The organism is Marinovum sedimenti (assembly GCF_054052205.1).
The window spans coordinates 24,241-48,464 of the sequence record NZ_JBSWBT010000002.1; the positions used below are offsets into that span (position 1 = coordinate 24,241).

The 24,224-nt window shown below is 59.9% G+C and carries 27 protein-coding genes and 4 pseudogenes; 10 read left to right on the forward strand and 21 right to left on the reverse strand.

Going from position 1 to position 24,224, the window contains the following annotated elements; genetic code table 11:
- Positions 1–51 precede the first annotated feature (51 nt).
- Positions 52–2,097 carry an FAD-dependent oxidoreductase gene (locus tag ACW9UO_RS17430; RefSeq protein ID WP_457088814.1) on the reverse strand — a complete coding sequence of 682 codons (2,046 nt, stop codon included), beginning with the start codon at positions 2,095–2,097 and terminating at the stop codon, positions 52–54.
- 118 nt (positions 2,098–2,215) lie between these two features.
- Here ACW9UO_RS17430 and ACW9UO_RS17435 point away from each other — a divergent pair, with 118 nt between their 5' ends.
- The 4 genes from ACW9UO_RS17435 to ACW9UO_RS17450 all read left to right on the forward strand — a co-directional run bounded on the left by ACW9UO_RS17435 (position 2,216) and on the right by ACW9UO_RS17450 (position 5,226).
- Positions 2,216–2,890, forward strand: a complete 675-nt coding sequence (locus ACW9UO_RS17435; RefSeq protein WP_457088815.1) for a TetR/AcrR family transcriptional regulator — start codon at positions 2,216–2,218, stop codon at positions 2,888–2,890.
- A 205-nt stretch (positions 2,891–3,095) separates the two neighbouring features.
- Positions 3,096–3,788 (forward strand): phosphatidylserine decarboxylase, encoded by a 693-nt coding sequence (locus tag ACW9UO_RS17440; RefSeq protein WP_457088816.1) that lies wholly within the window; start codon positions 3,096–3,098, stop codon positions 3,786–3,788.
- A 3-nt stretch (positions 3,789–3,791) separates the two neighbouring features.
- Positions 3,792–4,589 carry a CDP-diacylglycerol--serine O-phosphatidyltransferase gene (gene pssA, locus ACW9UO_RS17445; protein ID WP_457088817.1) on the forward strand — a complete coding sequence of 266 codons (798 nt, stop codon included), beginning with the start codon at positions 3,792–3,794 and terminating at the stop codon, positions 4,587–4,589.
- Between the two features lie 13 nt (positions 4,590–4,602).
- Positions 4,603–5,226, forward strand: coding sequence for a class I SAM-dependent methyltransferase (locus ACW9UO_RS17450; RefSeq protein WP_457088818.1), 624 nt, complete (start codon positions 4,603–4,605; stop codon positions 5,224–5,226).
- Positions 5,227–5,286: 60 nt separating this feature from the next.
- On the opposite strand, the gene cueR is transcribed toward ACW9UO_RS17450, so the two are convergent.
- Positions 5,287–5,721 carry a Cu(I)-responsive transcriptional regulator gene (cueR, locus tag ACW9UO_RS17455; protein WP_457088819.1) on the reverse strand — a complete coding sequence of 145 codons (435 nt, stop codon included), beginning with the start codon at positions 5,719–5,721 and terminating at the stop codon, positions 5,287–5,289.
- Positions 5,722–5,879: 158 nt separating this feature from the next.
- On the opposite strand from cueR, the gene ACW9UO_RS17460 reads away from it, so the two are divergent.
- Positions 5,880–6,074, forward strand: a complete 195-nt coding sequence (locus ACW9UO_RS17460; RefSeq protein WP_457088820.1) for a heavy-metal-associated domain-containing protein — start codon at positions 5,880–5,882, stop codon at positions 6,072–6,074.
- Positions 6,075–6,130: 56 nt separating this feature from the next.
- Here ACW9UO_RS17460 and ACW9UO_RS17465 read toward each other — a convergent pair whose 3' ends face one another.
- The 10 genes from ACW9UO_RS17465 to ACW9UO_RS17510 form a co-directional block, all read right to left on the reverse strand.
- Positions 6,131–7,513 (reverse strand): multicopper oxidase family protein, encoded by a 1,383-nt coding sequence (locus ACW9UO_RS17465; RefSeq protein ID WP_457088821.1) that lies wholly within the window; start codon positions 7,511–7,513, stop codon positions 6,131–6,133.
- A 34-nt stretch (positions 7,514–7,547) separates the two neighbouring features.
- Complete coding sequence (locus tag ACW9UO_RS17470) at positions 7,548–8,441, reverse strand: c-type cytochrome (RefSeq protein WP_457088822.1); 894 nt, start codon at positions 8,439–8,441, stop codon at positions 7,548–7,550.
- A gap of 1 nt (position 8,442) precedes the next feature.
- Positions 8,443–9,078 (reverse strand): c-type cytochrome, encoded by a 636-nt coding sequence (locus ACW9UO_RS17475; protein WP_457088823.1) that lies wholly within the window; start codon positions 9,076–9,078, stop codon positions 8,443–8,445.
- Positions 9,079–9,123: 45 nt separating this feature from the next.
- Positions 9,124–9,513: a hypothetical protein gene (locus ACW9UO_RS17480; protein ID WP_457088824.1), complete on the reverse strand. Its 390-nt coding sequence runs from the start codon at positions 9,511–9,513 to the stop codon at positions 9,124–9,126.
- On the reverse strand, positions 9,514–9,972 hold the full coding sequence (locus ACW9UO_RS17485) for a c-type cytochrome (protein ID WP_457088825.1): 459 nt from the start codon (positions 9,970–9,972) through the stop codon (positions 9,514–9,516).
- 229 nt (positions 9,973–10,201) lie between these two features.
- Positions 10,202–10,498 (reverse strand): CcdB family protein, encoded by a 297-nt coding sequence (locus ACW9UO_RS17490; protein WP_457088826.1) that lies wholly within the window; start codon positions 10,496–10,498, stop codon positions 10,202–10,204.
- Between the two features lie 10 nt (positions 10,499–10,508).
- Positions 10,509–10,754: a hypothetical protein gene (locus ACW9UO_RS17495; protein WP_457088827.1), complete on the reverse strand. Its 246-nt coding sequence runs from the start codon at positions 10,752–10,754 to the stop codon at positions 10,509–10,511.
- 192 nt (positions 10,755–10,946) lie between these two features.
- A complete protein-coding gene (locus ACW9UO_RS17500) occupies positions 10,947–11,765 on the reverse strand; it encodes an alpha/beta hydrolase (RefSeq protein WP_457088828.1) in 819 nt (272 codons plus the stop codon).
- Between the two features lie 185 nt (positions 11,766–11,950).
- The gene (locus tag ACW9UO_RS17505; protein WP_457088829.1) at positions 11,951–12,463 is read right to left on the reverse strand and encodes a putative periplasmic lipoprotein; all 513 of its coding nucleotides are present in this window, start codon (positions 12,461–12,463) and stop codon (positions 11,951–11,953) included.
- 63 nt (positions 12,464–12,526) lie between these two features.
- Complete coding sequence (locus tag ACW9UO_RS17510; RefSeq protein ID WP_457088830.1) at positions 12,527–13,546, reverse strand: IS1595 family transposase; 1,020 nt, start codon at positions 13,544–13,546, stop codon at positions 12,527–12,529.
- Positions 13,547–13,762: 216 nt separating this feature from the next.
- Between ACW9UO_RS17510 and ACW9UO_RS17515 the strand changes: the two genes are divergently transcribed.
- Entirely contained in the window at positions 13,763–14,602 is an 840-nt protein-coding gene (locus tag ACW9UO_RS17515) for a tryptophan 2,3-dioxygenase (protein ID WP_457088831.1), read from the forward strand.
- Entirely contained in the window at positions 14,602–15,792 is a 1,191-nt protein-coding gene (gene kynU / locus ACW9UO_RS17520) for a kynureninase (protein WP_457088832.1), read from the forward strand. The genes ACW9UO_RS17515 and kynU overlap by 1 nt, the downstream gene beginning before the upstream one ends.
- Positions 15,793–15,935: 143 nt before the next feature.
- Here the strand turns inward: kynU and ACW9UO_RS17525 are convergent.
- A pseudogene (locus ACW9UO_RS17525) lies at positions 15,936–16,238 on the reverse strand (integrase core domain-containing protein); the annotation flags it as partial.
- Between the two features lie 43 nt (positions 16,239–16,281).
- Here ACW9UO_RS17525 and ACW9UO_RS17530 point away from each other — a divergent pair.
- A pseudogene (locus ACW9UO_RS17530) lies at positions 16,282–16,578 on the forward strand (IS30 family transposase); the annotation flags it as partial.
- 14 nt (positions 16,579–16,592) lie between these two features.
- Here ACW9UO_RS17530 and ACW9UO_RS17535 read toward each other — a convergent pair.
- The 4 genes from ACW9UO_RS17535 to tnpA form a co-directional block, all read right to left on the reverse strand.
- Positions 16,593–16,889: a hypothetical protein gene (locus ACW9UO_RS17535; RefSeq protein WP_457085819.1), complete on the reverse strand. Its 297-nt coding sequence runs from the start codon at positions 16,887–16,889 to the stop codon at positions 16,593–16,595.
- Positions 16,889–18,502: an IS66 family transposase gene (gene tnpC, locus ACW9UO_RS17540; protein WP_457087087.1), complete on the reverse strand. Its 1,614-nt coding sequence runs from the start codon at positions 18,500–18,502 to the stop codon at positions 16,889–16,891. Before tnpC ends, ACW9UO_RS17535 begins: the two co-directional genes overlap by 1 nt.
- A 62-nt stretch (positions 18,503–18,564) precedes the next feature.
- Positions 18,565–18,912, reverse strand: coding sequence for an IS66 family insertion sequence element accessory protein TnpB (tnpB, locus tag ACW9UO_RS17545; protein ID WP_457085817.1), 348 nt, complete (start codon positions 18,910–18,912; stop codon positions 18,565–18,567).
- Complete coding sequence (gene tnpA / locus ACW9UO_RS17550; RefSeq protein ID WP_457085816.1) at positions 18,909–19,286, reverse strand: IS66-like element accessory protein TnpA; 378 nt, start codon at positions 19,284–19,286, stop codon at positions 18,909–18,911. The genes tnpB and tnpA overlap by 4 nt, the downstream gene beginning before the upstream one ends.
- A gap of 99 nt (positions 19,287–19,385) precedes the next feature.
- Between tnpA and ACW9UO_RS17555 the strand changes: the two are divergent.
- Positions 19,386–19,973: pseudogene (locus tag ACW9UO_RS17555) on the forward strand (transposase); the annotation flags it as partial.
- 86 nt (positions 19,974–20,059) lie between these two features.
- A pseudogene (locus ACW9UO_RS17560) lies at positions 20,060–20,437 on the forward strand (IS110 family transposase); the annotation flags it as partial.
- A gap of 13 nt (positions 20,438–20,450) precedes the next feature.
- Here ACW9UO_RS17560 and ACW9UO_RS17565 read toward each other — a convergent pair.
- From ACW9UO_RS17565 to ACW9UO_RS17580, 4 genes are all read right to left on the reverse strand, one after another.
- Positions 20,451–21,220, reverse strand: a protein-coding gene (locus tag ACW9UO_RS17565; protein WP_457088577.1) for an IS5 family transposase whose coding sequence is annotated in 2 segments (ribosomal slippage) — positions 20,451–20,884 and positions 20,884–21,220 — 771 coding nt in all. Because the reading frame shifts where the segments join, the coding sequence is not laid out codon by codon here.
- A 29-nt stretch (positions 21,221–21,249) separates the two neighbouring features.
- Positions 21,250–22,074, reverse strand: a complete 825-nt coding sequence (locus tag ACW9UO_RS17570; protein ID WP_457088833.1) for a phosphotransferase enzyme family protein — start codon at positions 22,072–22,074, stop codon at positions 21,250–21,252.
- Complete coding sequence (locus tag ACW9UO_RS17575) at positions 22,071–23,315, reverse strand: aspartate aminotransferase family protein (protein ID WP_457088834.1); 1,245 nt, start codon at positions 23,313–23,315, stop codon at positions 22,071–22,073. Before ACW9UO_RS17575 ends, ACW9UO_RS17570 begins: the two co-directional genes overlap by 4 nt.
- 41 nt (positions 23,316–23,356) lie before the next feature.
- Positions 23,357–24,214: an MBL fold metallo-hydrolase gene (locus tag ACW9UO_RS17580; RefSeq protein ID WP_457088835.1), complete on the reverse strand. Its 858-nt coding sequence runs from the start codon at positions 24,212–24,214 to the stop codon at positions 23,357–23,359.
- Between the last annotated feature and the right edge of the window lie 10 nt (positions 24,215–24,224).

Sequence of the window (24,224 nt, forward strand, 5' to 3'; positions counted from 1 at the left end):
AATCGGCCCGCCCGGCGGCACATCATCGCCGGGCGGATTCTGTCGCGCCGCTCAGATGTCCTTCACCAACCGCAGCGCATCGTAAATCGCCGCGTGGGTGTTGCGGGCGCTGACCGCGTCGCCGATGCGAAACAGTTGAAAGGTGCCGTCCAGGTTGCGCGTCACTGATTGCGGCGCGCCCGCGATCAGCGCGTCGTGATCCACCGCGCCACCATTGGACGACAGCGGTTTGAGATCGAAATACAGATCCGCCAGCGGCAGGGTGCCGTAATTCACCACCACCTGATCATAGCTCTGCTCCTGCGTCAGATCGCTATAGTCGGTGCCGATCACCGCCTTCAGCCGATTGCCATCCTGCGTCACATTTTTCAGCCGCCGGGTGACGGTAAAGCGCACGTCCTTGTCTTGCAGGCTGCGCATATACGGCACGAGGTTCATCGCCATGATGCCCGGCGCAAAGGTCCGGTCCGGGGTCATCACCTCAACCTTGGCACCGGCATTTGCGGCAATCTCGGCGGCCATCAGACCGGGATGATCACCGCTTTCGTCATAGATCAGCACATCCTGCCCCGGCTTCACATCCCCCGAAATTAGATCCCAAGCGGACACGACCAAAGGCTGCTCATGGCCGCTTTCAAACAGTTCCAGATTTGGCAGCCCGCCCGTGGCCACGATCACCACATCGGGGCTAGGCGCCGTCACATCCGCGACCTCGGCCCAGGTGTTGAAATGGAACTCCACATCGCGCGCGGCACATTGCGCCATGCGCCAGTCGATGATCGAGATCATCTCGCGCCGCCGTGGCGAAAGCGCGGTCAACCGGACCTGCCCGCCGGGGTGGGGCTGGGCCTCGAACACCGTCACCCGGTGGCCGCGCTCTGCCGCGACCCGCGCGGCCTCAAGCCCCGCCGGACCGGCCCCGACAATGACCACCCGCTTGGACTGCGCTGCCGGGGCAATCTCATGCGGCATCGAAAGTTCGCGGCCCGTCGCGGCGTTGTGGATGCACAGCGCCTCGCCTGCAGCATAGATCCGATCCAAACAATAGGTGGCGCCAACACAGGGGCGAATGTCATCCTCGCGGCCCTCGATGATCTTTCGGACGATATGCGGATCGGCCATATGCGCGCGGGTCATCCCGACCATATCAAGCAAGCCGCTCGCCACCGCATGGCGCGCCGTGGCAACATCGGGAATGCGGGCGGCGTGAAACGTCGGCATGCCGGTGGCGGCCTTGACCTGCCCCGCGAAATCCAAGTGCGGCGCGGACTTCATCCCCTGAACCGGGATCACATCGGTCATTGCCGGATCGGTATGGATGCGCCCGCGGATCACGTTGAGGAAATCCACCATGCCGCTTTTGGCCAACCGTTTTGAGATGTCGAGACCCTCTTGGGGCGTGATGCCCCCGGCCTCGGCCTCATCCGCCGTATAGCGCAGCCCGACGATGAAACCATCGCCCACCCGTTTGCGAATGCCGCGCAGTACATCCATCAACAGCTTCATCCGACTGTCGAGGCTGGCGCCGCCATACGGCCCGTCCAGATCATTGGTCAGCGGCGACCAAAACTGATCGAGCAAGTGGCCGTAGACCTGCAACTCAATCCCGTCCATGCCGCCCGCTTTCATCCGCTCGGTCGCATCGGCGAAATCGGTGATGATCCGTTCGATGTCCCAATCCTCGGCCAGTTTGGGAAACGCCTTATGCGCCGGTTCGCGGTGCTTTGACGACGAAACCGAGGGCAGCCACGCGCCTTTGTCCCACGTCGTGCGGCGGCCCAGATGCGTCAGCTGGATCATCACCGCGCAGCCGTGATCATGGCAGGCGTCGGTGAGTTGGCGGATATAGGGCACCACCTCGTCTTTGTAGGCGAGGATATTGTTGAACACCGGCGGGCTGTCGCGCGACACCGCAGCCGAACCCGCCGTCATCGCCAAAGCCACCCCCGCCTTGGCGCGTTCGGCATGATAGGCGGCATAACGCGCCTTGGGCATGCCGTCTTCGGGATAGGCCGGTTCATGGCTGGTCGTCATGATCCGATTGCGCAGGGTCAGGTGCTTTAGCTGGTAGGGCTGAAGAAGAGGATCGTCAGACATCGGCGCGCTCCATCGGTTGCAGCATTTATCAATCCGAAAATGTTCATACCTGTCAAGTTTAGGTTCATCGGTGATCATTTTTCTTGCCGTGCCGGTTGGCCCCGCCTATCGTCGGGCGATGACATCCCCTCGGTCTCCCCAAACTGAAGCTGACAAGACCTCGGGCTGGCGCGGCTCACGTGCGGTTTGGCTCGACGCCGCCCGCCGCGCGCTGATTTCGTCGGGGGTGGATGCGGTCAAGATCCAGCCATTGGCCAGCGGTCTCGGCCTCGCGCGCACCAGCTTTTACTGGTTCTTCAAGGATCGAAACGCGCTGTTGGACGCCCTGTTGCAAGAGTGGGAGGCCAAGAACACCGGCGCATTCGAGGCGGCCTGCGGGGCCTATGCCGACAGTATTTCCGAAGCCCTGCTCAACCTGATCGCGGTGTTTCACGACGAAAGCAGGTTCGAGCCGCAGCTTGATTTTGCCATCCGGGGCTGGGCGCATCAGTCGGACGAGGTGGCGGCGCGGGTGCACCGCGCGGATGAGGCGCGCCTGATGGCGATCCGCGCGATGTTTGCGCGGTTTGGCTATGACGGCGATGAAGCAGACGTGCGGGCGCGCGCGGTTTATCTTACCCAGATCGGCTATATCTCGATGCAAGTGGTGGAGGATCGCGCCACCCGCATCGCCCGCGTTCCGGCCTATGTAAAAACCTTTTGCGGTGCGGCCCCAACGGCCCGCGAAATGGCGCGGTTTCAATCGGGGCTGGCGCGTGGCGATACTGAACCCGCCGCAAAAGCCGGGCCCTAAACGACCGGGCCGCCAGAGGCGAGAGGGATGCAACCGCCAGATCCTCGGCGGGGCATGGCCGGTTCCTCCGCAATTGCGTTGTATTAGGCCCCCGCCACATGCCACATGGCATAAAGAGAAACCCCAAGCCGCCGCCATTCACGCGTTGAAGATCGTCGGGGCGTGGGTTAACACACGACCGTTCTTGTACTGAAAGCGACACCTCATGAAGATGCGAGACACCTTTATCAAACCGATGCACCCCGAGGGGCGCAAGTTTGTTGCGATATTTTCCGCGATAGCGCTGCTTTTGTTCCTCATCGCAGATGTTTTGGGCTGGATTGGCGTTGGGCTGACCGTCTGGTGCTATTATTTCTTCCGCGATCCCCAGCGGGTGACGCCGGTGCGCGACGGTCTGGTGATCAGCCCGGCAGACGGTGTTGTCTCTCTGATCGAACCCGCGGTGCCCCCGGCCGAGCTTGGCATGGCCGACACGCCGTTGACCCGCGTCAGCGTGTTCATGAATGTGTTCAATTGCCACGTGAACCGCGCGCCGGTGGCGGGCAAGATTTCGGCGATTGCCTATCGTCCGGGCAAGTTCTTTAACGCCTCGCTCGACAAGGCCAGCTCGGACAACGAGCGCAACAGTCTGAGCATCGAAATGGCCGATGGTCGCCAGATTGCCGTGGTGCAGATTGCCGGGCTCGTCGCCCGCCGCATCGTGTGCTTTGTCAAACCGAACGATACGATTGTCGCCGGCGCGCGCTTTGGCCTGATCCGCTTTGGTTCGCGGCTGGATGTCTATCTGCCAGAGGGGGTTGAGCCGCATGTGAGCATCGGCCAGACCATGGTTGCAGGTGAGACGATCCTCGCGGATCTGACCGCCAATGACCCTGCACGTATCGCGCGGACGGACTAGAGCATGAGCGATCCGACCCCGGATAAGACGGGCCAAGAGAAAACTGGCCTCGAGGTTTCTGGCGCGAAAAAGCGCAGAAAGCGCACCGTCGTCGTTCCGATCATCCATCTGTTGCCCAACCTGCTGACCCTTGGCGCGATCTGCGCGGGCCTAACGGCGATCCGTTTCGGCTATCAGGGCAATTTTGAAAAGGCCGTGCAGCTGATCCTTTTGGCTGGCGTGCTTGATGGCGTCGATGGCCGCCTTGCGCGGCTGCTGCGCTGTCAAAGCCCGGTCGGGGCCGAGCTGGATTCGCTGGCGGATTTCCTCAATTTCGGCGTCGCACCGGCGTTGATCATCCACGCTTGGGCGTTGCAAGATTTCAACCGCTTGGGCTGGATCGCGGTGCTCGGCTATACGATCTGCTGCGTTTTGCGGCTTGCCCGTTTCAATGTCAGTGGCCGCGAAGAGCCGAACAAAACCAGCGATTTCTTTGTTGGCGTGCCGTCACCCGCAGGCGCGATATTGGCGATGATGCCGATGTATGTGGCGTTTTTCTTTTCCGATAACAGCTTGATTCCACCCGCATTCGTCGCAGTTTACATTCTTGTCATCGGACTGTTGATGATCAGCCGCGTGCCGACCTATTCGTTCAAAAACGTCAAGATCAACCGCGAGCATGCTAAATTCTGGGTCCTGGGGGCCTTGCTGCTTTTGGCGGCATTGCTGTCCTATCTCTGGGCCACTTTGTTGATCGCGTCATTGGTTTATGTCGCAGGTTTGTTGTGGGCCGTTGCTACGGTGCGCAAAGGTACGCATTAAAGAGGACACTCCTTTGGAACTCCATTCCGTCAAGGCGTCGTATGCACGATGGGCGCCGATTTATGACATCACGTTTGGCGCAATTACAAATGCAGGGCGGCGCAGGGCCGTCGGTTTCATCAACTCCCACACGCACAATCGCGTGCTTGAGGTCGGCGTTGGCACCGGTTTGGCGCTGCCGTGCTATCGCTCGGATTTGCAGGTCACGGGCATCGATTTCAGCCATGACATGCTGCGCAAGGCGCGCGAACGGGTGCAGGAGATGTCGCTGAAACAGGTGGCGGACCTACAGCAAATGGATGCGCGCCAGCTCAAGTTTCCTGACGCGACTTTTGATGCGGTGGTGGGCATGCACATGATTTCGGTGGTGCCCGAACCCGAACGGGTGATGGCCGAAATGGCGCGGGTTTGCAAACCCGGGGGCCATATCGTGATCACCAACCACTTTGCCCGCGAGGCCGGATTTCTTGCGGTGGTCGAACGGCTTTCGGCGCCGTTTGCAAACCTGTTGGGCTGGCATTCGGACTTTCACATCAACACTGTTCTTGGCGAACCCGATCTCGACATTGTCGAACATGACCGGTTCCCGCCGCTTGGGATGATGACCTTTCTGGTGTTGCAGAAAAAGGCGCACTGAGCTGCGTTTGGCCCGCGTTGCGCGGCCAAAAGCGCACGTGAAGCGCAGCGCCTGAGGCCGTCAGTTCGCCTCGGGCCTGCGCCGCCGTCCGCTCGTGGTGGAGCCGATTTCCATGCCCGACAGATCGCCCAGGATCGGGCAGTCGGGACGATGATCGCCGTGACAGGCACTGATCAGATGCGACAGCGTTTCGCGCATGGTTTCCAACTGCCGGATCTTCTCGTCAATCTCGCCAAGGTGCTGTTTGGCCAAGGCTTTCACCTGTCCACTTTCGCGGGTGTCATCCTCGTAAAGATCAAGCAAGGTGCGGCAATCGTCGATCGAAAACCCCAGCGCGCGCGCCCGGCCAAGGAATGCCAGTTTGTGCAGATCATGCTCGCGAAACGCGCGATACCCGTTTTCTGATCGCTTCGGTTTTATCAGGCCAATGTCCTCATAATAGCGGATCGTCTTGGCGGGCAGGCCCGACAGTTCGGAAACTTCTCCAATGTTCATCCGGCAACTCCCTTTCTAACTTTGCGTTCGAGTGGTTTGACGCCCATCATCACCGTTCCAGTGACTGGAAGGTCAAGCGAAATCAGAGGCCGAATTGCGCTTGACCTGCCCCCTGCTGGACGCTTCAAGCTGCGCTTCGGTATTATGAGGCAGAGACTATGAAATTCAGCGTTCCCGATATGAGCTGCGGCCACTGCACGGCGGCGATCAGCAAAAGCATTACGGCCAGCGATCCCGCGGCGCAGGTGGTGACCGATCTGACCGCCCGCACGGTTTCGATTGAAACCGAGGCGCAGCAGGCCGACATTTTGGCCGCGATTTCGGCGGCTGGATATGCCGCCGAACCGCTTTGAGTGTGTGCGCCGGTCGCCCGGTGCACTTGGTCCCCCCAAGGTGAGAGGCCGGTGCATCACGCGACCTTGATCCGTGTGGTCATGCCCGAAACCGCGTGTGACAGCATGTGGCAATGCAAAAGCCAGTCGCCGGGATTGTCGGCGACAAAGGCAATCTCGCGGGTCTCGCCGCGCGAAACCAGAGTGGTGTCGCGCAGGTCGCCCAGGGCTCCGTCTGCCGTGACCTCATGAAAATGCATGCCGTGCAGGTGCATTGCATGCGGAAACACCGTGTCGTTGATGATCTTGATCCGCACCGGTTCACCGCGCGCCAGTTCGGCCAAGGGCGGGCCGTCCATTGACCCGACAGCGCCGTTGAAGGCCCAGAATTGCCCGGCCTCGACCAACTGCCGCATCGAGCGGGGTTCGCCCTGCATCGTGGCACCGCGCAGACCGCCCATGGCACCGCCCTCCATCCGCAGATCAAGCGCTGTGGCCTTGGCCAGATCCGGGCGCGCAGTTTGATTGGGGGGCAGGGGCGGCGGCGTGCCGCGCCGGGCCGTCGCACCGCCCTCCGACACCGGGAAGGCGGCTTGCGGAAATACATCGCGGCCCTCGGCCCGCACCAGATAGGCTGCTTTTCCGGCCTCGGCGGTGACGTCGACAATCACATCGGCGCGCTGTGCCGGGCCAAGCACAATCGGGTCAGAGATCGCACGCGGCTCGGCCAGCGGCATCCCGTCAAGCGCGACAATCCAGCCCTCAAGCCCCTCAAGCTGCAACTGAAACACCCGCGCGTTGGCCGCATTGATCAGCCGCAGCCGCAAACGCTCATGGCGTTTGACAGGCGCTTCATAGGCAAAGGCGCCGTTGGTGGTGATGAAGTTGCCGGTTCTGCCGCCGTGGCTTAAATCATGCGGGGCCCCGAACCCGTCGACCAATTGGCTGGTGTCAGGGTCAACCAACCAATCATCGAGCAGCATTACCACATCGCGGTCGATGTCGAGCGCATCCGGTTCCTCGACAATCAGCGCGCCATACAGGCCACGACCGACCTGTTCGAACGACCGGTTGTGCGCATGATACCAAAAGGTTCCGGCGTCCGGCGCGACGAAATCATAGTCAAATGTCGCCCCCGGCGGCACCGCCTCTTGCGTCAGCCCGCTGACACCGTCCATCGCATTGTCAATACGGATGCCGTGCCAGTGAATCGATGTCGGCTCTTTCAGATCGTTGACCAACTGGCGCCGAACACGCGCGCCCTGTGCCACGCGGATCTCGGTGCCGGGCGTACTGTTGCCATAGCCCCAAAGCGTGGTGCGGCCATAATCTTCGGGCAACAGCTGAAGATCATAGGCCGCCGCGTGCAATTGCTCAGGCCCCGCCTGAGCGGCGGCAAATCTTGGGAGCGCGGCCAACGCCGCCCCCCCAAGCAGGATGTTTCGCCGTGTGACTGTCACAGCCGTTCCTTTCGTGTGTTGGTTCTGGAGAACGTCATTTCGGGCTCTCCAAAAGATAGGTCGCCATCGCTTCAAGGTCAGCTTCGGTCAGGAACTGGGTGCCATAAAGCACCACCTCGCCCATCGCACCGCCAAAGGCATCGCCCGAGGGGGTGATCCCCGTGCCCAGAGCATAGGCCAGAGTATCGACGTCCCAGCCCCGCGCCAAAAGCGTTTTGGTGTCGATCGCCGGGGATTTACCGCCACCGGGAAGCGCCGCACTGCCACGGAACCGCTTGTTCTCAAGGTCACGTCCACCGAGCAACGTGCGCCCGGTGTGACAGGCCCCGCAATGCGCCGCGCCTTCGACAAGCTGCTTGCCCCGGTTATAAACCGGGTCGGCATCTGGCACCGGATCAACGCGCGGCTTCCACATATACAGCCCGCGCCAAACCTTCATCAGGGTGCGCTGGTTGAAGGGAAACCCCATGTCCGCCGCGCGCGACTGCTCGGCCACCGGCGGCACGGTCTGGAACGCCGCCCAAAGATCGGCAATCTCCTGATCGGTGAACTTCTGATAGAACGGATAGGGAAACGCCGGGTAGTACGGCGCGCCATCGGGCGAGATGCCTTGGCGCACGGCCTTGGCAAAGTCATCGCGGGTCCAGCCCCCGATGCCATTCTCGTCATCGGTGGTCAGGTTGGGCGAATACAGCGTGCCGAACGGGGTTTCCAGCCCGACACCCCCGGCGAGCGCGGCACCGCCCTCTTCATAGTTGGTGTGGCAGGCAATGCATCCCGACGCCCGCGCGAGATAGGCCCCGCGTTGGACATCGCCGGTCAGCTCGATCTGCTCCGTTGGCCTGCCGATGGGCCAAGCCGCAACGGCGGCCAGCCCGGCGAACCCCAAGACTGCGAGCGCGCCCACTCCTTTGATCAATGTCCGCATGCTATTTTTCCGCGCGGAACTTGGTGTGGCACGAGGCGCAGGTCTGGCTTACCAGTCGGAACACCGCGTCGGCGGGCATTTCCGCAAGCGCGTCGGGGCTGGGAAGGCTGGCCGCTGCTGCGCCACCCATCATCGCGCCGCTGCCCATCGCATCGCCACCCATTGTGGCACCGCCCATCGCACTGCCACCCATCATATTGGCGCCCATCGTGGCGCCGCCCATCATGTTACCGGTCGTGCCTCCGGTGCCCTTAAGGCCATTGTCCGCGGCCTGCTCCATCCCGTCGGACAGGGCGTGCAATTGCATGGCCAGCGCCTCGAACCCGTCCCAATCGGTCCAGATCCTTGCCTTGGCCACCGAAGGCGCGGCGTTGGTGCCTTCGGGAAACAGGCGCGTCATCGCCTCGCCGGAATGGGTGCGCAGGTCTTGGGCAAAGCCCTTTACGGCATCGGCGTCATACGCGACTTTGCCGCGCATCATCGGGGTGATCGCCTTGACCGATTTACCCAAGGCCATCATGCCGTCCATACGGTCCTTAACGATGCCCTTCGCGCCCGAGTGCGCCGCAACGCCACCTGCAATCGCGATGCCAACGGACAGGCCAAGCGCGAGACCGGTGAATTTTACATAGTTCATATCGTGTTCCTCTGAGTGGGGGCGGCCCGTGGGGCCGTTCATACATCAGAAGACAGCAATGGGCACCGGCGGCTCGCGGCCGGGGCTGGTGTCGTCGAACGACACGGGCCTGCGATCAGGCGCGGCAAGGGGGATCGGCTCTGGCGCGTGCGCCCGCGCCGCAAAAACGATGTGCAACCCGGCAGAACAGGCGGCATCGCCGTGGCAATGTCCGACGCCAGAGGTGTCGGACCCGTCGGCATGCAGATCGCCGGCATGCAGATCCACGGCAGGCTGGGTATCGCCGGCGTGTTCCGTGACATGTTCCGCGACGGCCGGCGGTTCGGCATGGGCATGCGCGGCCCCGGGCGCACCCAGAAGCGCCATGAAAAAGGCCAGCGCGGCGAGCAGGACCAACCTGCCGAAAACCAAATCTTTCGCCGCGCGCCAGTTCATCTAGTTGATCCCATTGGCCTGTTGCAATTCGCGCACGTAGGCCGCGATCATCATCACATCGCTTTGGGTCAGCCCCTCAACTGGCGGCATGTCGCCAAACTTCCAGTGGTGCGACCGCACGCCATTCTTGGCCGCCAAGACAAAGGCCATGTCGGCGTGGTGGCTTGGCTCATAGATCTTGTGCACCAAGGGCGGCGCGACGCCGTTTTGGCCTGCGGCATTCTCGCCGTGGCAGGCCGAGCATTTGGCATCAAACGCGCGCTTGCCGATCTCGGCATTGGCCGACAGCTCGGCTGGCAGCGTGACCTGCGCAATCGGTCCACCCTCGGCAACATCGCTCAGATCCGGCGGTGTCATCGAATGGCCCGCCATCTCTTCGGCCGGACGCGTCGCGTTCCAGACAAAGGCCCCGAGGCCGATCACAAGGAACGCGCCAATGAATAATCCCGATTTCGACATAGGTGTTCCCGTATTGCATCTCGATCATTGGCTTTCAGAGATAGTGCGAAATGGCCAAGTGCGGAACGGTTATCGCGCTGAATTTTTGTATCCAATTGTATGTTGTCTTGGCCGGGGCGCGCGGCGTGATGCTTTGGCGCGGCCCAAACACGCCTGCCAAACGGCAATTTTACACCTCAGAAACCGATCTCAAACAGCGCGATACGCACAGCGTGAGACAGGCCAGCGCCTAGAATCCTGAAACCAAAAGGTCGATGGCGGCGACGATCTCATCGCGCCACGCCGAGGCATCGCCAAGGACCGGGCCGATGTGCGTACCCGGAATCGCAACCAGTTGCGACATAAGAATAACGTGCGCGGTGCCGTTCAATTGAAACGGAATATGCAGCTTTGGCGTCAGCGCGCCCCATCCTTCGCGGGCGACAACCGGCGCGCACAGGATATAGGGCGTTTCGACGCCAAGGTCGGTTTGGACCCGGCACACAAGCTCTTTGCCGTCGCGCAAGCGATGGATCGCGCCCTGCATCAGCGCGGGCTCAAAGCTGTCTGAACCGGGCGAGGCTGGGGCCGTCTTGTTCCAAGTGGCGCGCCTCGTTTGCAAGGCCGTCCTTGGCCGAGGCGATCCATGCCGCGCGTGCCTGCTCGGCGCGGGATCTTTCAATCCCGGCGTCGATCCAGTCGCGCACGACGTCCGAAATCGAGGCACCCGACGCCCGCGCCTCTGCTTCAAGCGCGGCTTTGCGGTCCTGTCCAATGTCACGAATGTTCAGTGGCGCTGGCATGGTGTCCTCATCTGTTCGAGTGCCCAAATATGTTCGAGTAGTAGGTGCATGTGTCTACACATAGTGCAACACACCTGCTTGTGCAAATACCTTCCGCACCCAAGCCTCTGGAGCACTTCGTCAGTGGCACCAAGCCACTGGCCCTTTTGCGCCGAAAACCGCCACGCGCCCAACGCCGCGGGCAACGGGCCGCTACGTTTCTGTCAGCCTCCGGCACAGATCATGCGCGGGGTCGCACAGACCGTCGATGACATCGAAATGATGCCGCCGCGCTTCAGCGATCAACGGCACCGGCCTGTCGGGCGTGCTCCAACTCTCGGACAACAGCGCGGACTGGCGGATAAACTCCGGCCGCTCCGCCGCGCCGACCCAAGCCGTCACCTCGACATGTGGCAAAGGCCGGAGCAGGGCAGGGCTTTCGGCCTCAGCCTCGGCGGGCGTCAGGCGGAGCTTGTGGTTCATGGAATGCAGTTGCAGCGGGCGCAGATCATGCACGCCGCTGATCGACACCACCCGGTCGATCCGGTCCAGAACAGGCGCAGACAGCGGGCTGTTGTCACAGACCATCCGGGTCACAAGATGCCCGCCCGCCGAGTGCCCGGTCAGGCGGATCGGGCCGGGCAACCGGGTAGCAACAGATGCGATGGCCTGTCCGATCTGGCCGGTGATCTCGCTGATGCGCGCCTCGGGGGCGAGGGTGTATCCGGGCAGGGCAACGGCCCACTCCTGCGCCAGCGCCCCTGCGGCCAGATGCGACCAATAGGATTTGTCGAACGCCAGCCAGAACCCGCCATGCACAAACACAACGGTCCCCCGCGGCGCGTGCTGCGGCAGGAACAGGTCCAGCCGTTCGCGCGGATGATCGCCGTAAGGCACATCCAACTCACCAGCCGCCCCATCGCGAAACCGCGCGGCTTTTGCGGCCCATCCCTCGGGATACGTCAAACCGTCTGGAATATAGGCGGCATTGGCAAAGGCATCTTCCCAATTGATCCCCGTCACATCGCTCATCCTTCCGGTCCTTTCTAAAACGCAGAGGTCGTTTAGCCCGAAAATTTTAGCCATGTCTTCAAACCGTGTTGGCAAACAAAAAAGGTATAGGGAGTCGGTTGGGCAGGTGATCAGAGTTCCAAGTATTTGGTGGGAATGTTGCGATCAGAATGCCAACCCGTGGCGACCTGGATGCTGGACGGCGACTACAGCGGGTCGGGCAGCCTGATTTCTGGGGCCTCTCCAGCGGAAACGAACTCGACACGCGCACGATCATCCAAGGTTTCAGCAAAGCGGCCCAAATAGCGCATTCCGGGATAGACATAAGATCCTGTGTTGTCGTCTCTGCCAGAAATATCTTCATTGGTCAGCGTTTGGCGTCTTTTGTGGCATCTTGCGGCCTTGTCGTCGAAGCGCACAGGATCCAATCGAAACGCAATACATCCAATTTGTCCTTCATCCAGAACAAAGAGGCCTGCCTCTGCGAGATACAAGTTTGATCCTCTCCACCAGCCAGTGTCTTCGAACAGCTCGCGTGATATTATCTCACCACGATGCTCCACCGTCAGTGTCCGTCGCCAATCGCTCTGGAGGCTGAACATTCCGTTGACCTCCAGAGACACTTGCACGCCGCCGTCCAGATTAACAGAAGCCTGATGCGCATTATTGCAGCCCGCTAAGAGGGCCGCTGTTAAGAAAAAAGCAAAGACAATGCGCATGGGATACCTAAATCTGAAACTCGATTAAAATTGGTTCGAGCGAGGCCTGCGGTCAATGGCCTATTAGATCCCTTCAAGCACTTTTCTGAAGGCTTCCTCTGAGCTTAGCCTTGAGCGCAACAGGAACCAGCGAAGATACAATTTCAGGTATTTCGACGCAGGACCTTTGAACGGGCGCATGAATTCATCGTAGCGAGAATGAAGTGAGTTCACATTCTGAATGTGATATGCCTTCTGAATGACCCTCTGGCCAGGCTTGTTGTTCAGGACATGATGCACCATTCCGTTCTTTGTTGAGAAGCGTGCGTATGCCGCTGCACCGTCAGTGCAAAGGACTGCATCCGTTGCAACTACCGGACTGAGGGCGGCGTCGATGACAGGTATGCTCCTGTTCTTGATCCGCTCAAGAAACCGATGTCCAGAACGGTCTGTGATTGTGAGAAGCGGCAGCTGCCAACGAGACAGTCCTCGTTTCATCTTCACGCGTCCGCTTTTGTAGACATACCATTGATGACGTGGCGGGCGTGGGAAGAGAGATGGATTCTGGCGATATAAAACCCATTCCCGCGACCCTTTGCGGCTTTCACGTTGGTGGGTTTCATCGACTTCAACGATTCCGCCGAACTTGGCGTCAGAACCATGGCCTACCGCCGCCAAAATCAACATTCTCCATCGCCAGATAGTGTCCTTGGTTTTGCCGAGCGAGAATGCCAGCTTCCGGCAGGATCGTGGCCTGTCGGAAAACATATCTCGGACGACTTCGAGAAACAGATCGTGGCGGTGGATGCCGCAAATCGGAGTTCCAGTGAGACCAGTATAGGTTTTCAGACATCCGCTGCATCGGAAACGCTGCACTCCGGTTCGGGTTTGCCCCCATTTTTGTCGTCGGCAGCCACCGCAGTGTGGACACGCGTCGTCTCTCTCGGCTCGCCTTTCTATTTCGGACAAAGATGCTCGTGCCCGACGGATATCCATGGTGCTCGAAAGCAAATCTTCGATCTGGTTCGCATTCAGCTGTGGCAGTTGATCGAGCAGAGATCGAAACAGGTGCTGATTTATCGGTGCAGGGTTCGCTTTGGCCATTTGTCCTCCGAGGGTTGCTCGAAAGGCAATATTGGCCGACTTTTCTCAGCGGGAAGGGCCCCAACACGATTTAGCGACATGGCTAAAATTTTAGGCTTGAATACAGATCTGATCCGGCCAAACTGCCGCCTCCCGACCACGCATCTGCACGGCCCATCGAATGACGCGCAGCATGCGGCGTTGGCCGAGCAGAGACCAGAGCCTAAAGGGCACGCGATGACAGACAACAGCTATAATCCCGGCAGTGAAGGCACCAAGATGTCGTTCACCGATGCGATGTCCTACAGCGACTACCTGCGGATTGACGACCTGCTGTCGTTGCAAAAACCGCTGTCACCGGCGCATGATGAGATGCTGTTTATCATCCAGCACCAGACCAGCGAACTGTGGATGAAACTGGCGATCCAAGAGCTGTCTGCTGCGCGCGAGGCGCTGCTGGCGGATCAACTGCCCGAGATGTTCAAGATGCTGGCGCGGGTCACCCGGATCTTTGAGCAGCTCAATTCCGCCTGGGACGTGCTGCGCACCATGACGCCCGCCGATTACACCCGGTTCCGCGAGACGCTGGGGGCCTCGTCCGGCTTTCAATCCTATCAATACCGGATGATCGAGTTCATCCTCGGCAACCGAAATGCCAATATGCTTGCCCCGCACGAACATGTCCCGGCAGTGCACCGCGCGCTGTCTGACGAACTCGCGCGGCCCAGCCTGTATGACGAGGTGGTGCGCCTGCTGTTCCAAACGCTTGATGGCAGTCTTGACCACATGCCCGCCCCGCAATTGCGCCAACCGCACGGCGCGGTGCCGGAGATCCAGGAGCGGTGGAAGCGGGTCTACCTGGACGTCGAACGCTATTGGACGTTGTACGAACTGGCGGAAAAGCTGGTCGATCTCGAGGATTACCTGCGTCGGTGGCGGTTCAATCATGTCACCACGGTGGAACGGGTGATCGGCTTCAAGCGTGGCACTGGCGGCTCGTCAGGTGTGCAATACCTGCGCCGGATGCTTAGCGTCGAATTGTTTCCCGAACTGTGGCATCTGCGCGGAGAATTGTGATGACAAACCTGCCCAAGAAAGACTTGTTTTCCCTGCCCGAGGGCGTCATCTATCTTGATGGAAATTCGCTGGGGCCTCTGCCGCGCGCCGCGCGTGCCCGTGCGGTGCAGGTGATCGAAGAGGAATGGGGCCAAGAGCTGATCAAGGCATGGAACAGCGCCGACTGGATCGGACTGCCCAAGAGGGTGGGCGACCGGATCGGCGGGCTGATCGGTGCGCCAGAGGGCACGGTGGCCACCGGCGATACGCTGTCGATCAAGGTCTATCAGGCGCTGGCGGCGGCGCTTAAAATGCGCCCGGATCGCAAGGTGATCCTGTCCGACAACGGCAACTTCCCCTCCGATCTATATATGGCCGAGGGGCTGATCGACACCATCGACAAGGGGTTGGAACTGCGCACCCCGGCCCCCGAGGCGGTGCTTGACGCAATCACCGATGAGGTCGCGGTGGTGATGCTGACGCAGGTGGATTATCGCACCGGTCGGTTGCACGACATGCAGGCAATCACCCGCGCGGCCCATGCGGCGGGGGCGGTGATGATCTGGGATCTCGCGCATAGCGCCGGCGCGGTGCCGATGGATCTGACCGCCTCGCAGGCCGAATTTGCCGTCGGCTGCAGCTATAAATACCTCAATGGCGGCCCCGGTGCCCCGGCCTTTATCTATGTGCGGCCCGATCTGGTGGCCTCGGTCAAACCGGCCCTTTCGGGATGGATGGGCCACGATGCGCCCTTTGCGATGGAGCGGCACTACCGCCCCGCGATGACAACCGAACGCTTGCGGATCGGCACGCCGCCGATTGTCCAACTTTCGGTTCTGGATGCTGCGATGGACATCTGGGAGGGCGTCGATATGGCTGACATCCGCGCCGCCTCGATTGAACTGTCCGAGCTGTTTATTCGCGAAATTGAGGCGCGTTGTCCTGACCTTACGCTTGCGTCACCGCGCGATGCGTCGCTGCGCGGTTCGCAGGTGTCGTTCACTTTCGACAACAGCTATGCGGCGATGCAGGCGCTGATCGCGCAGGACGTGATTGGCGATTTCCGCGCGCCGGACATCATGCGGTTTGGCTTCACGCCGCTCTATCTCGACAGTGACGACATCCGCATCGCGGCTGAGCGGATCGAGCGGGTAATGCGCGACGAATTATGGCGCGATCCGGCCTATCAAACCCGGTCGCGGGTGACCTGAGCGCGCGAGTGGCGGACTTTCACGCCGGGCGGGCAGATTTGGCCAACGGCCCCGCGCGCGGCCTGTCCGGAGGGGGCCTATGATGAAACTGGGCAGGCCGCCGCTGAATCGCCCCGGTTTCACCGGAGACCTATAGCTTCATTTCACGCGACCATATCGAGCACGTCGCGCTGTGCATAGAAGTTCTCTTCAGCCTCTGCTGGCGGGATGTTTCCGATGGGGCCAAGCAAGCGTCTGTTGTTGAACCAATCGACCCATCCGAGTGTGGCCATTTCCAGATCCTGCATGTTGCGCTACGGTCCCTGCCGATGGACCAGTTCGGTTTTGTAGAGACCGTTTATCGTCTCAGCGAGGGCGTTATCATACGAGTCGCCGACACTGCCGACTGACGGCTCGATCCCGGCTTCGGCCAAACGCTCGGTGTATCGAATGGACAAATATTGGGCGGATTCAACTGGTCGTCGCAACGGTTCCAGATTGGAGGTTGTGATGACAACACACAAACGAGCTTCGGATCGAAGCACCCGAGACAAGATGCGCTCGCCAGGACGGCCCAAAGTGGCAGATCGCGCTCAGCAAGTTTTGTTTTGGCGATTGATTGAACAGGGCATTTCCAGCGAAGAAGCCGCAGTTCAAGCTGGAGCGTCTGCCCCTGTTGGCAGTCGTTGGTTTCGAGAGGCCGGAGGCATGCCGCCATCACAATACTCCAGTTCCGCACCGCCACCTTCGGGGCGCTATCTCTGTTTTGCAGAACGTGAAGAGATTGCGCTTTGTCGGGCTCAAGGGTAACCGCTCCGTTGCTACCGCGGTGATTTTGCCTTGATCCGGGCGACAAGGTCGGTGTCATCGACAAAGTCGTCGAGGAAGTCGTGCCAGGTCTGGGTTGTCAGGCGTGCTTCTCTGATCATGTCAGCCAGCTCTTCGATGCCGTAATCGGTGAGGCCAGTCATGCCCTCCTCTTGCCCTGTATAGATGCGGATGATGCTGCCGTAGGTCAGATTATCATCGTTGCGGATGATTGCCTCGAGGAGGTCTTGGTCTTCGCCAAGCATTTTCGCGACGTGGGCGATTGTGCAAACATGCGTCACTGCTGCCATCAGGCTGCCTTCGATTGCGCGGTTCCAACGGGCACCCAATTCCAAGGTAGCAATTCGTCGAGACGGTTGATCTTGTGATCATGGATGCGGTCGAGAATGTTGGCCAGATAGGCCTGCGGATTGAGGCCGTTGAGCTTGGCGGTCTCAACGAGCGTCATGGCCCGGACAAGGGTTTCCGCACCGGTATCGGCCCCGGCAAAAAGCCAATTTTTGCGGCCTATGCCAATCGGTCTCAGGGCGCGTTCGGCCGGGTTGTTGTCGATTGCCACGCGGCCATCCTCAAGGAACAAGCAGAACGGCGTCTGACGGCTCAGACCATAGCGGAATGCCTTGGCGAGATCGCCTTTGCCGGGGATGCGCAGGAGCTGTTGTTCCGACCAAGCGAGGAAGGCTTCGACCTTCGGTTTGCTCAGCTTTTGGCGCGCGGCAAGGCGCAGATCGGCAGGCTGGCCTGCGATGTCGCGCTCGATATCGTAGAACGCCCCAATCCGGTCGAGCGCTTCACGGGCGATCTCGGATTTGGTGGATGCCCAGACGTCATGGAAGTCGCGTCGCAGGTGCGCCCAACAGGCGGCCTCGCGGAAGCGCGTGGTTCCGTCCGGTTCTGGGTCATAAAGCTTGGCATACCCCTTATAACCGTCAGCCTGCAGGATGCCGCAGCCTTCCGAGAGGTGCCGCAAAACATGCTCTTCTTTCCAGTCCGGGGCGAAGTAATAGATCGCCCCCGGTGGCGCTGAACCCGCCCATGGGCGCTGATCACGAACATAGGCCCATATCCGGCCCCTTTTTACGCCCTTGCCGAGGCCCTTGTCGCGCAAGGACCGGTCCAGCACACGGATTGGCGTGTCGTCCGCATGCAGCAGATCACTGCCCATAATATCAGCCTCGATCCGCTCGATAAGCGGCTGGAGGGTTTTCATGGCACGTCCACACCAGCTGACAAGCGTGCTTTCGGGAATATCTGCGCCCATGCGGGCAAAGATCTCGTGCTGGCGATACAAAGGAAGATGATCGTCAAACTTTGAGACCAGAATATGGGCCAGCAGGTTCGGACCCGCCATGCTGCCGGGGATCGGGCGGCTTGGAGCGGGCTCCTGCACCATCTTCTCGCAGCGACGACAGGACTTTTTGATGCGGGCAATCTGGATCACCTTCATCTGGGCTGCGATCATATCAAGCAGTTCGCTGACATCCTCGCCCACTACACGTAAATCACCACCGCAATCAGGGCAGCAAGTGCCAGGATCGAGTTCACGACGCTCGCGCGGCGTTGCGTCAGAGACGCGCGGACGACGGCGGAGCTTCGGAACTGCCGTCTCATCGGGTGCTGGCTCATTCTGACCTTCATCGATGAGGTCATCATCCCCTTCGGCGACAGCGACCAACAGGTCTTCCAGCGCCAGTTCCAATTGTTCGATCTCGCGCTCGATCTTTTCCGACGTTTTGCCAAAGGCCAGTTTCTGCAGCTTGGCGATCCGCAAACGCAGTGCCTGAACAAGTTGGTCATGGACACGCAACGTGGCCGATATCTTGGCATTCTCTGCCTGCAAAGCAGCGATCATTGCCTTCAGAACAGCGGGATCATCAGGAAGATTTACAACATGGTTTGACATGCGTCCAACTACCATGGCGCAAGTGGAAGCGCCATAAAAACAAGGCTAATCAGGCGGATAATTCACCCAACTCGAGCCGGTGGTGCGCCCCAGTTCGGGCGACGCCAATCTATCCCTTCCCACAACATTGCCAACTGCGCCGAGGTCAGCCGCGCCGCGCCCTCTGTCGCTGCGGGCCAGGGAAATCGACCGCGTTCGAGCACTTTGTAATAGAGGCAGAACCCCTGACCGTCCCAATAGAGAAGCTTCAGCCGGTCGCCCCTGCGCCCCCGGAAGGCAAAAACCGCACCGCCTGTCGGCTTCTGGCGCAAGACATCTTGGACCAGAGCTGCCAGACCGGCGATGCCCTTCCTCATGTCCGTGACGCCGCAGGCCAGATACACCCGAACGCCGGTCCCCGGGCCGATCATGCCGCCTCCACCGCTCGGATCAGCAGCGTCAGCAACGCCGCGTCCATGTTGCTGTCAAAGCGCAGGCAGCGCCCGCTGCGTAGACGCAATTCGACCGGCTTGGGCTCTGCTCCGGGGGACGCTTCGGAGATGGCGGGAACGCGGTGCGCGGGTGGAATATCGACAGCAAGGAACAGCACGCCGCTCTCCGGCGGCAAAAGCCCTTTCTTCTTCAGATCATGGCGCCAGGCATAAATTTGTTGCCGTGTCACATCATGGCGCTGCGCAACTTGCGTCACTGTCGCATTATCGATCCCGACCGACATGACGATCCCGAGCTTCTCTTCATCGCTCCACCGCCGCCGCCGCTCAAGTCCAAGAATTTCACCCCGCATCAACACCCCCGCATAAGACACGTCGCAAACGACGTCGTTATGCACGTGTCTTAGCCCATCACGCCAAAATCAGGCAGGCGGTAGCAACGGAGCGGTTACGCTCAAGGTTTGGGCGTCAACGCGATCGCCCGTAAGATTGGCAGAGCTGCTTCTACGATTTCCAGAGAATTGCGTCGTAATGCAGCAACGCGCAGCGGCGGTTTTGAGTATCGCGCGACAACCGCCCAATGGCACGCTGATCGTGCAGCGCGCAGACCCAAGACAACAAAACTGGCACGACATGATATGTTGCGGCACTATGTCGAAGAGCGGCTGTCGGGTCAGATAGCGGGCCCCGATGGGGATGTTGTCGCTGGTCCTACCGTACGCTGGACAAAGCGGCGTTCGGTGCGGCGCCAGCACCGCAAATGGGCCCTGGCTTGGAGCCCTGAGCAAATTGCACGCCGCCTACCGCTGGATTATCCGGATGACCCCTTGATGCGTATCAGCCATGAAGCCATTTATCAGTCCTTGTTTATTCAGGGGCGTGGTGCGCTGCGTCGAGAATTGGTCGCTTGCCTGCGCTCTGGCCGCGCCTTGCGCGTTCCTCGCGCGCGACGAAAGGGTAAAGGCAAGGCTTACGTTACGGACGAGATAATGATCAGTGAACGTCCAGCCGAAGTCGAGGATCGTGCGGTTCCAGGACACTGATGGTGTGGATGCCCCACCCCGAAACCGGCATCAAACTGTGCCATAGTGGTGATGTTGAAAGCACCAAACCGGAGGAGGCATCCATGAACGAAGTTACAATGATTGGCGTAGACTTGGCAAAGTCAGTTTTCCAAGCGCATGGCGCGACAGCGACGGGTGAGCCCGTGTTCCGTAAGAAATTATCTCGAGGGCAGTTCTTAAAGTTCCTCAGCGAACAGCCGCCCTGTGTGGTGGCGATGGAGGCGTGTGCCTCATCGCATTACTGGGGACGTGAGATCATGAAGCTCGGCCATGACGTCCGCTTGATCCCGCCGATCTATGTGAAGCCATTCGTCAAGCGTCAGAAGAATGACGCGAACGATGCCGAGGCCATTGCAGAAGCGGCTGTCCGGCCAACGATGCGGTTTGTGCCGGTCAAATCGGCTGAACAACAATCCCGTTCTATGGTTTTTAGGGTCAGGACTCGTTCTCGTTTCATAGCCAGAACATGACGGTTGCGGCGAGGGCGATGGCGGAGAGGAAGACTTTCGGGCATCGGTCGTAGCGTGTGGCAATCCTGCGCCAGTCCTTCAGGCGCCCGAACATGATCTCGATCCTGTTGCGGCGTTTGTAGCGGCGCTTGTCGTATTTGACGGGCTTGGCGCGGGACTTCCGGCCAGGGATGCAGGGCTTTATCTCCTTGTCTTTCAACGCTTCCCTGAACCAGTCGGCGTCATAGCCCCGGTCGGCCAGAAGCCATTGTGCCGATGGCAGGCTGCCAAGAAGGGCCGCAGCGCCGGTGTAGTCGCTGACCTGGCCCGCGGTCATGAAAAACCGGATCGGTCGTCCCTCGGCATCGGTGACGGCATGCAGCTTGGTGTTCATGCCGCCTTTGGTTCGGCCGATCGCGCGCCCCCGCTGGTCGTCGGGCCCCCCTTTTTCGACCGCAGACTGCTCGCCGTGCGGTGCGCCTTCAGATAGGTCGCGTCGATCATCACCGTCTTTGGAACCGCTGCCTCCGACGCAAGGCCGTGCATCATCCTCGCGAAAATGCCCTTGTCGCTCCATCGTTTCCAGCGGTTATAGAGCGTTTTGGCCGGGCCGTATTCCGCGGGCGCGTCGCACCAGCGCAAGCCATTGCGATTGATGAATATTATTCCACTCAGAACACGCCGGTCATCCACCCGCGGCTTGCCATGGCTCTTGGGAAAAAACGGCCGAAGCCGGTCCATCTGCGCGTCCGTTAGCCAGAAAAGGTTGCTCATCATCACCCCCGTCAGTTTGGGAGCTTGAATCACGCTGCCGACGTAGCCTCAAGCAGATCAATGGGTCCTGAGCCTAGCGGTCGATGCGCTTGATAGCCTACGATCAAAACGGCTTTGAGGGTCTCGAAATCTGGCAAAGCACGGTATTTCAGCAAGGCCGTCGCGACCTCGAATAATCGAAAACCAAACCCACCATCGTCGAAATCGATGAAGTGAAGTATGGAGCCCTGCGCCATCACATTGGCAGGCACGAGATCGGCGTGGATCAATCCATAATCCAGTGATGCAGCCAGTGCGTCGAGATTGCTGCGCGCTTCGGTCCGGAATGCAAAGAAAAGGTCCCGTTGTTTTGCAGTGAGGCCGGGATTATCCCAGAACCGATCCCAAAGAGGAGCACCCCCCAGCAATCCATCGACGTCCCATGCCGGCCGCACACAAGTGGCAACACCGGGCCAAGCATCGCTGGCGTTATGCAGTTTCGCGATATCGCGACCCAAGCTTTGAAAGAGCTGTAATCGCGCTTCTTTCCCCATGCTTGGCAGCAACACGTCAAGTGTAGCGCCCTTCAACCAGCTGAGAATATCAATCTGTACGTCATCCACAGTTTGTAAATGTGACCCGTCCAAGCTGACCTGTGGTGCAGGTACAGATAATCCAGATTGGGCGACCCAAGCCATCCAGTCGAGCTCGGACTTCAATTGATCGTTTGTCCTGTAGCATTGACGGTGCAGTCGCATAGCGAATGACCCTGTCGGGTGATCCACGCGATATACGCTGTTTTCACGGGCTGCGATCAGCGTGATCTTAGCGCCTTCCAACCCCCACAGGGGCAATGCTTTGGCGGCCAACATCATGGAAAAAGCGGCGTTTCGGACAACACCTCATCCAACGTATCAAACAGCAGATCGGCATTCTGGATCGAGAACGGCATCGGCGGGCGGATCTTGAGCGTGTTTTTGTGTCGCCCCAGTTTGGAGTGCAGGATGCCGCGATGACGCATCGCGTTGATGATACGGTCGGTGAAATCGCTGGCGGGGGCTTTTGTCTGACGATCCAGCACCATTTCGCTGCCAAAGATCAAACCCGAGCCTCGGACATCGCCGATAACGTCGTGCTTTTTCGCAAGCTCGACCATACGCGACCGGGCGTAGGTACCAACAGTCAGAGCGTTGGTGACAAGATCACTGGCTTCGATTTCATCGAGCACCGCCATTGCCGCCGCGCAAGAAACAGGATTGCCGCCGAACGTGTTGAAATAGCGATAACCTTTGCGAAACTCAGCCACGATATCACCCTTGGCAACCACGCCGCCGATGGGGTGGCCATTACCCATCGGTTTGCCCAAAACCATCACATCCGGCACAATTCCCATTTTTTCGTGCGCCCACATGTGGGTACCTGTCCGGCCAAAACCGGATTGGACTTCATCGCAGATCAACAAGCCACCGGCTTTGCGTACAACCTCTGCCACAGGTTTTAGCCATCCATCGGGATGGTCGGGGAACCCTTCGTTGAGGAAATAGGGGCAGACGACGAGGGCCGCAAAGCCAGTTCCGTCTTCGTTGAGTGCCTCAATCTGGTTTGCGACTTGGGCGGCGAAGATCGCGCCATCGGGGTCAGGGTTTCGATAGCTGTCCGGCGCATCCACGAAGCGAAAGAACTGCCCCAGTCCAAAGCCCACAGTCGGGATGTTGGAGTTGCTGAGCTGGCTCACCAACGCGGTGTTGCCGTGATAGGTCGCGTCCGTCGCGATGATACCGCGCTTGCCGGTGACGGCCTCAGCCATGCGCAGGGCGATGTCGTTCGCCTCGGAGCCGGTGCACGTCAGGATCGCGGTATCCAATGACGCATCTGTGGTTGCGGTCAGACGCTCGACATAGTCCAGGATACCCTCATGCAGATAGCGCGTGTGGGTGTTCAGCGTTCCGGCTTGCTGGCAGATCGCATCTACGACGCGTGGGTTGCAGTGGCCCACATGAGGCACGTTGTTATAGCAGTCGAGGTATTTGCGCCCATCCGCATCCCACAACCAGACGCCGTCGCCTTTTACGATATGCACAGGGTCATCGTAGAACGTTGACACGTTCGGCCCCATGAGCCGTTTTCAGTCAGCCATCAGCTCAACGTTCGAGCGTGTCATAGGTCGATACGGAGGCCGTCGTGACCGACAATCAGGTCGCCGTTATAGTGGCCATCGCAGGCGTTTTGCCAGTCTTTGGGGCCATATGCAGGGTCATCGGACGGGATCAGATGCGACAGTGCCAATCGTTGGACACCTGCATTTTGCGCCGTTTTCGCAGCGTCATGGGCAAAGCTGTGCGAACGCAACCAATGTGCCATCAATTTGTCCGAGCCATTGCCAATCCGCGCCATCAAAGCGGGCAGGGCGGATTCCAGCATCGCTTCATGGATAAGGATGTCTGCGCCACGGGCAAAATCTTCGAGAGATTCAATCGGAGCCGTGTCGCCGGAAAACACGACATGAAAATTTTCTGTCTTAAAAGAATAGGCGAAGCAATCGACCAGCGGCGGGTGTTCGGTTCGTAGTGCTGTGACGGTGATGCCGGCATGGTCCATCACGGCGCCTGCATCGACCACATGAAAAGTGACCAGATCACGTAGGTCTGGACGGCCTTCGTCTTCAGTGCGCAAGTCGATGTCGGCCTTCATTGATGCGAGAAAGCCCGCCCAATACCCTTCAAGGCCGTCAGGACCGTAGATAACAACGGGGGTTTTAAGTCCTGCCGTCCACGCAGTGTGGATCAGCGGGCCGAGTTCGAGGTAGTGATCTGAGTGAAGGTGGCTGATGAAAATCAGCGACAGATCCTTAAGTTGCATCCCTTGATTGACAAGCCCCTTGGTCACGCCAAGCCCGCAGTCCAGAACGATCTGTTGCTCGTTCAGGCAGATCAGGTTCGACGTGGGCATAGATGATCCGGGCCGAATGGCAGGGCCGCCTTTGGTGCCCAAAAGGGCGATGTGATCTTGTGTCATTCGGCTGCCT

What these genes read in the sequence shown, in the direction of transcription:
- ACW9UO_RS17430 (WP_457088814.1), bottom strand. Translation starts at nt 2,097, where the DNA reads ATGTCTGACGATCCTCTTCTTCAGCCCTACCAGCTAAAGCACCTGACC.
- ACW9UO_RS17435 (WP_457088815.1), top strand. Translation starts at nt 2,216, where the DNA reads ATGACATCCCCTCGGTCTCCCCAAACTGAAGCTGACAAGACCTCGGGC.
- ACW9UO_RS17440 (WP_457088816.1), top strand. Translation starts at nt 3,096, where the DNA reads ATGAAGATGCGAGACACCTTTATCAAACCGATGCACCCCGAGGGGCGC.
- pssA (WP_457088817.1), top strand. Translation starts at nt 3,792, where the DNA reads ATGAGCGATCCGACCCCGGATAAGACGGGCCAAGAGAAAACTGGCCTC.
- cueR (WP_457088819.1), bottom strand. Translation starts at nt 5,721, where the DNA reads ATGAACATTGGAGAAGTTTCCGAACTGTCGGGCCTGCCCGCCAAGACG.
- ACW9UO_RS17460 (WP_457088820.1), top strand. Translation starts at nt 5,880, where the DNA reads ATGAAATTCAGCGTTCCCGATATGAGCTGCGGCCACTGCACGGCGGCG.
- ACW9UO_RS17470 (WP_457088822.1), bottom strand. Translation starts at nt 8,441, where the DNA reads ATGCGGACATTGATCAAAGGAGTGGGCGCGCTCGCAGTCTTGGGGTTC.
- ACW9UO_RS17475 (WP_457088823.1), bottom strand. Translation starts at nt 9,078, where the DNA reads ATGAACTATGTAAAATTCACCGGTCTCGCGCTTGGCCTGTCCGTTGGC.
- ACW9UO_RS17480 (WP_457088824.1), bottom strand. Translation starts at nt 9,513, where the DNA reads ATGAACTGGCGCGCGGCGAAAGATTTGGTTTTCGGCAGGTTGGTCCTG.
- ACW9UO_RS17485 (WP_457088825.1), bottom strand. Translation starts at nt 9,972, where the DNA reads ATGTCGAAATCGGGATTATTCATTGGCGCGTTCCTTGTGATCGGCCTC.
- ACW9UO_RS17490 (WP_457088826.1), bottom strand. Translation starts at nt 10,498, where the DNA reads ATGCAGGGCGCGATCCATCGCTTGCGCGACGGCAAAGAGCTTGTGTGC.
- ACW9UO_RS17495 (WP_457088827.1), bottom strand. Translation starts at nt 10,754, where the DNA reads ATGCCAGCGCCACTGAACATTCGTGACATTGGACAGGACCGCAAAGCC.
- ACW9UO_RS17500 (WP_457088828.1), bottom strand. Translation starts at nt 11,765, where the DNA reads ATGAGCGATGTGACGGGGATCAATTGGGAAGATGCCTTTGCCAATGCC.
- ACW9UO_RS17505 (WP_457088829.1), bottom strand. Translation starts at nt 12,463, where the DNA reads ATGCGCATTGTCTTTGCTTTTTTCTTAACAGCGGCCCTCTTAGCGGGC.
- ACW9UO_RS17510 (WP_457088830.1), bottom strand. Translation starts at nt 13,546, where the DNA reads ATGGCCAAAGCGAACCCTGCACCGATAAATCAGCACCTGTTTCGATCT.
- ACW9UO_RS17515 (WP_457088831.1), top strand. Translation starts at nt 13,763, where the DNA reads ATGACAGACAACAGCTATAATCCCGGCAGTGAAGGCACCAAGATGTCG.
- kynU (WP_457088832.1), top strand. Translation starts at nt 14,602, where the DNA reads ATGACAAACCTGCCCAAGAAAGACTTGTTTTCCCTGCCCGAGGGCGTC.
- ACW9UO_RS17535 (WP_457085819.1), bottom strand. Translation starts at nt 16,889, where the DNA reads ATGGCAGCAGTGACGCATGTTTGCACAATCGCCCACGTCGCGAAAATG.
- tnpC (WP_457087087.1), bottom strand. Translation starts at nt 18,502, where the DNA reads ATGTCAAACCATGTTGTAAATCTTCCTGATGATCCCGCTGTTCTGAAG.
- tnpB (WP_457085817.1), bottom strand. Translation starts at nt 18,912, where the DNA reads ATGATCGGCCCGGGGACCGGCGTTCGGGTGTATCTGGCCTGCGGCGTC.
- tnpA (WP_457085816.1), bottom strand. Translation starts at nt 19,286, where the DNA reads ATGCGGGGTGAAATTCTTGGACTTGAGCGGCGGCGGCGGTGGAGCGAT.
- ACW9UO_RS17570 (WP_457088833.1), bottom strand. Translation starts at nt 22,074, where the DNA reads ATGATGTTGGCCGCCAAAGCATTGCCCCTGTGGGGGTTGGAAGGCGCT.
- ACW9UO_RS17575 (WP_457088834.1), bottom strand. Translation starts at nt 23,315, where the DNA reads ATGGGGCCGAACGTGTCAACGTTCTACGATGACCCTGTGCATATCGTA.
- ACW9UO_RS17580 (WP_457088835.1), bottom strand. Translation starts at nt 24,214, where the DNA reads ATGACACAAGATCACATCGCCCTTTTGGGCACCAAAGGCGGCCCTGCC.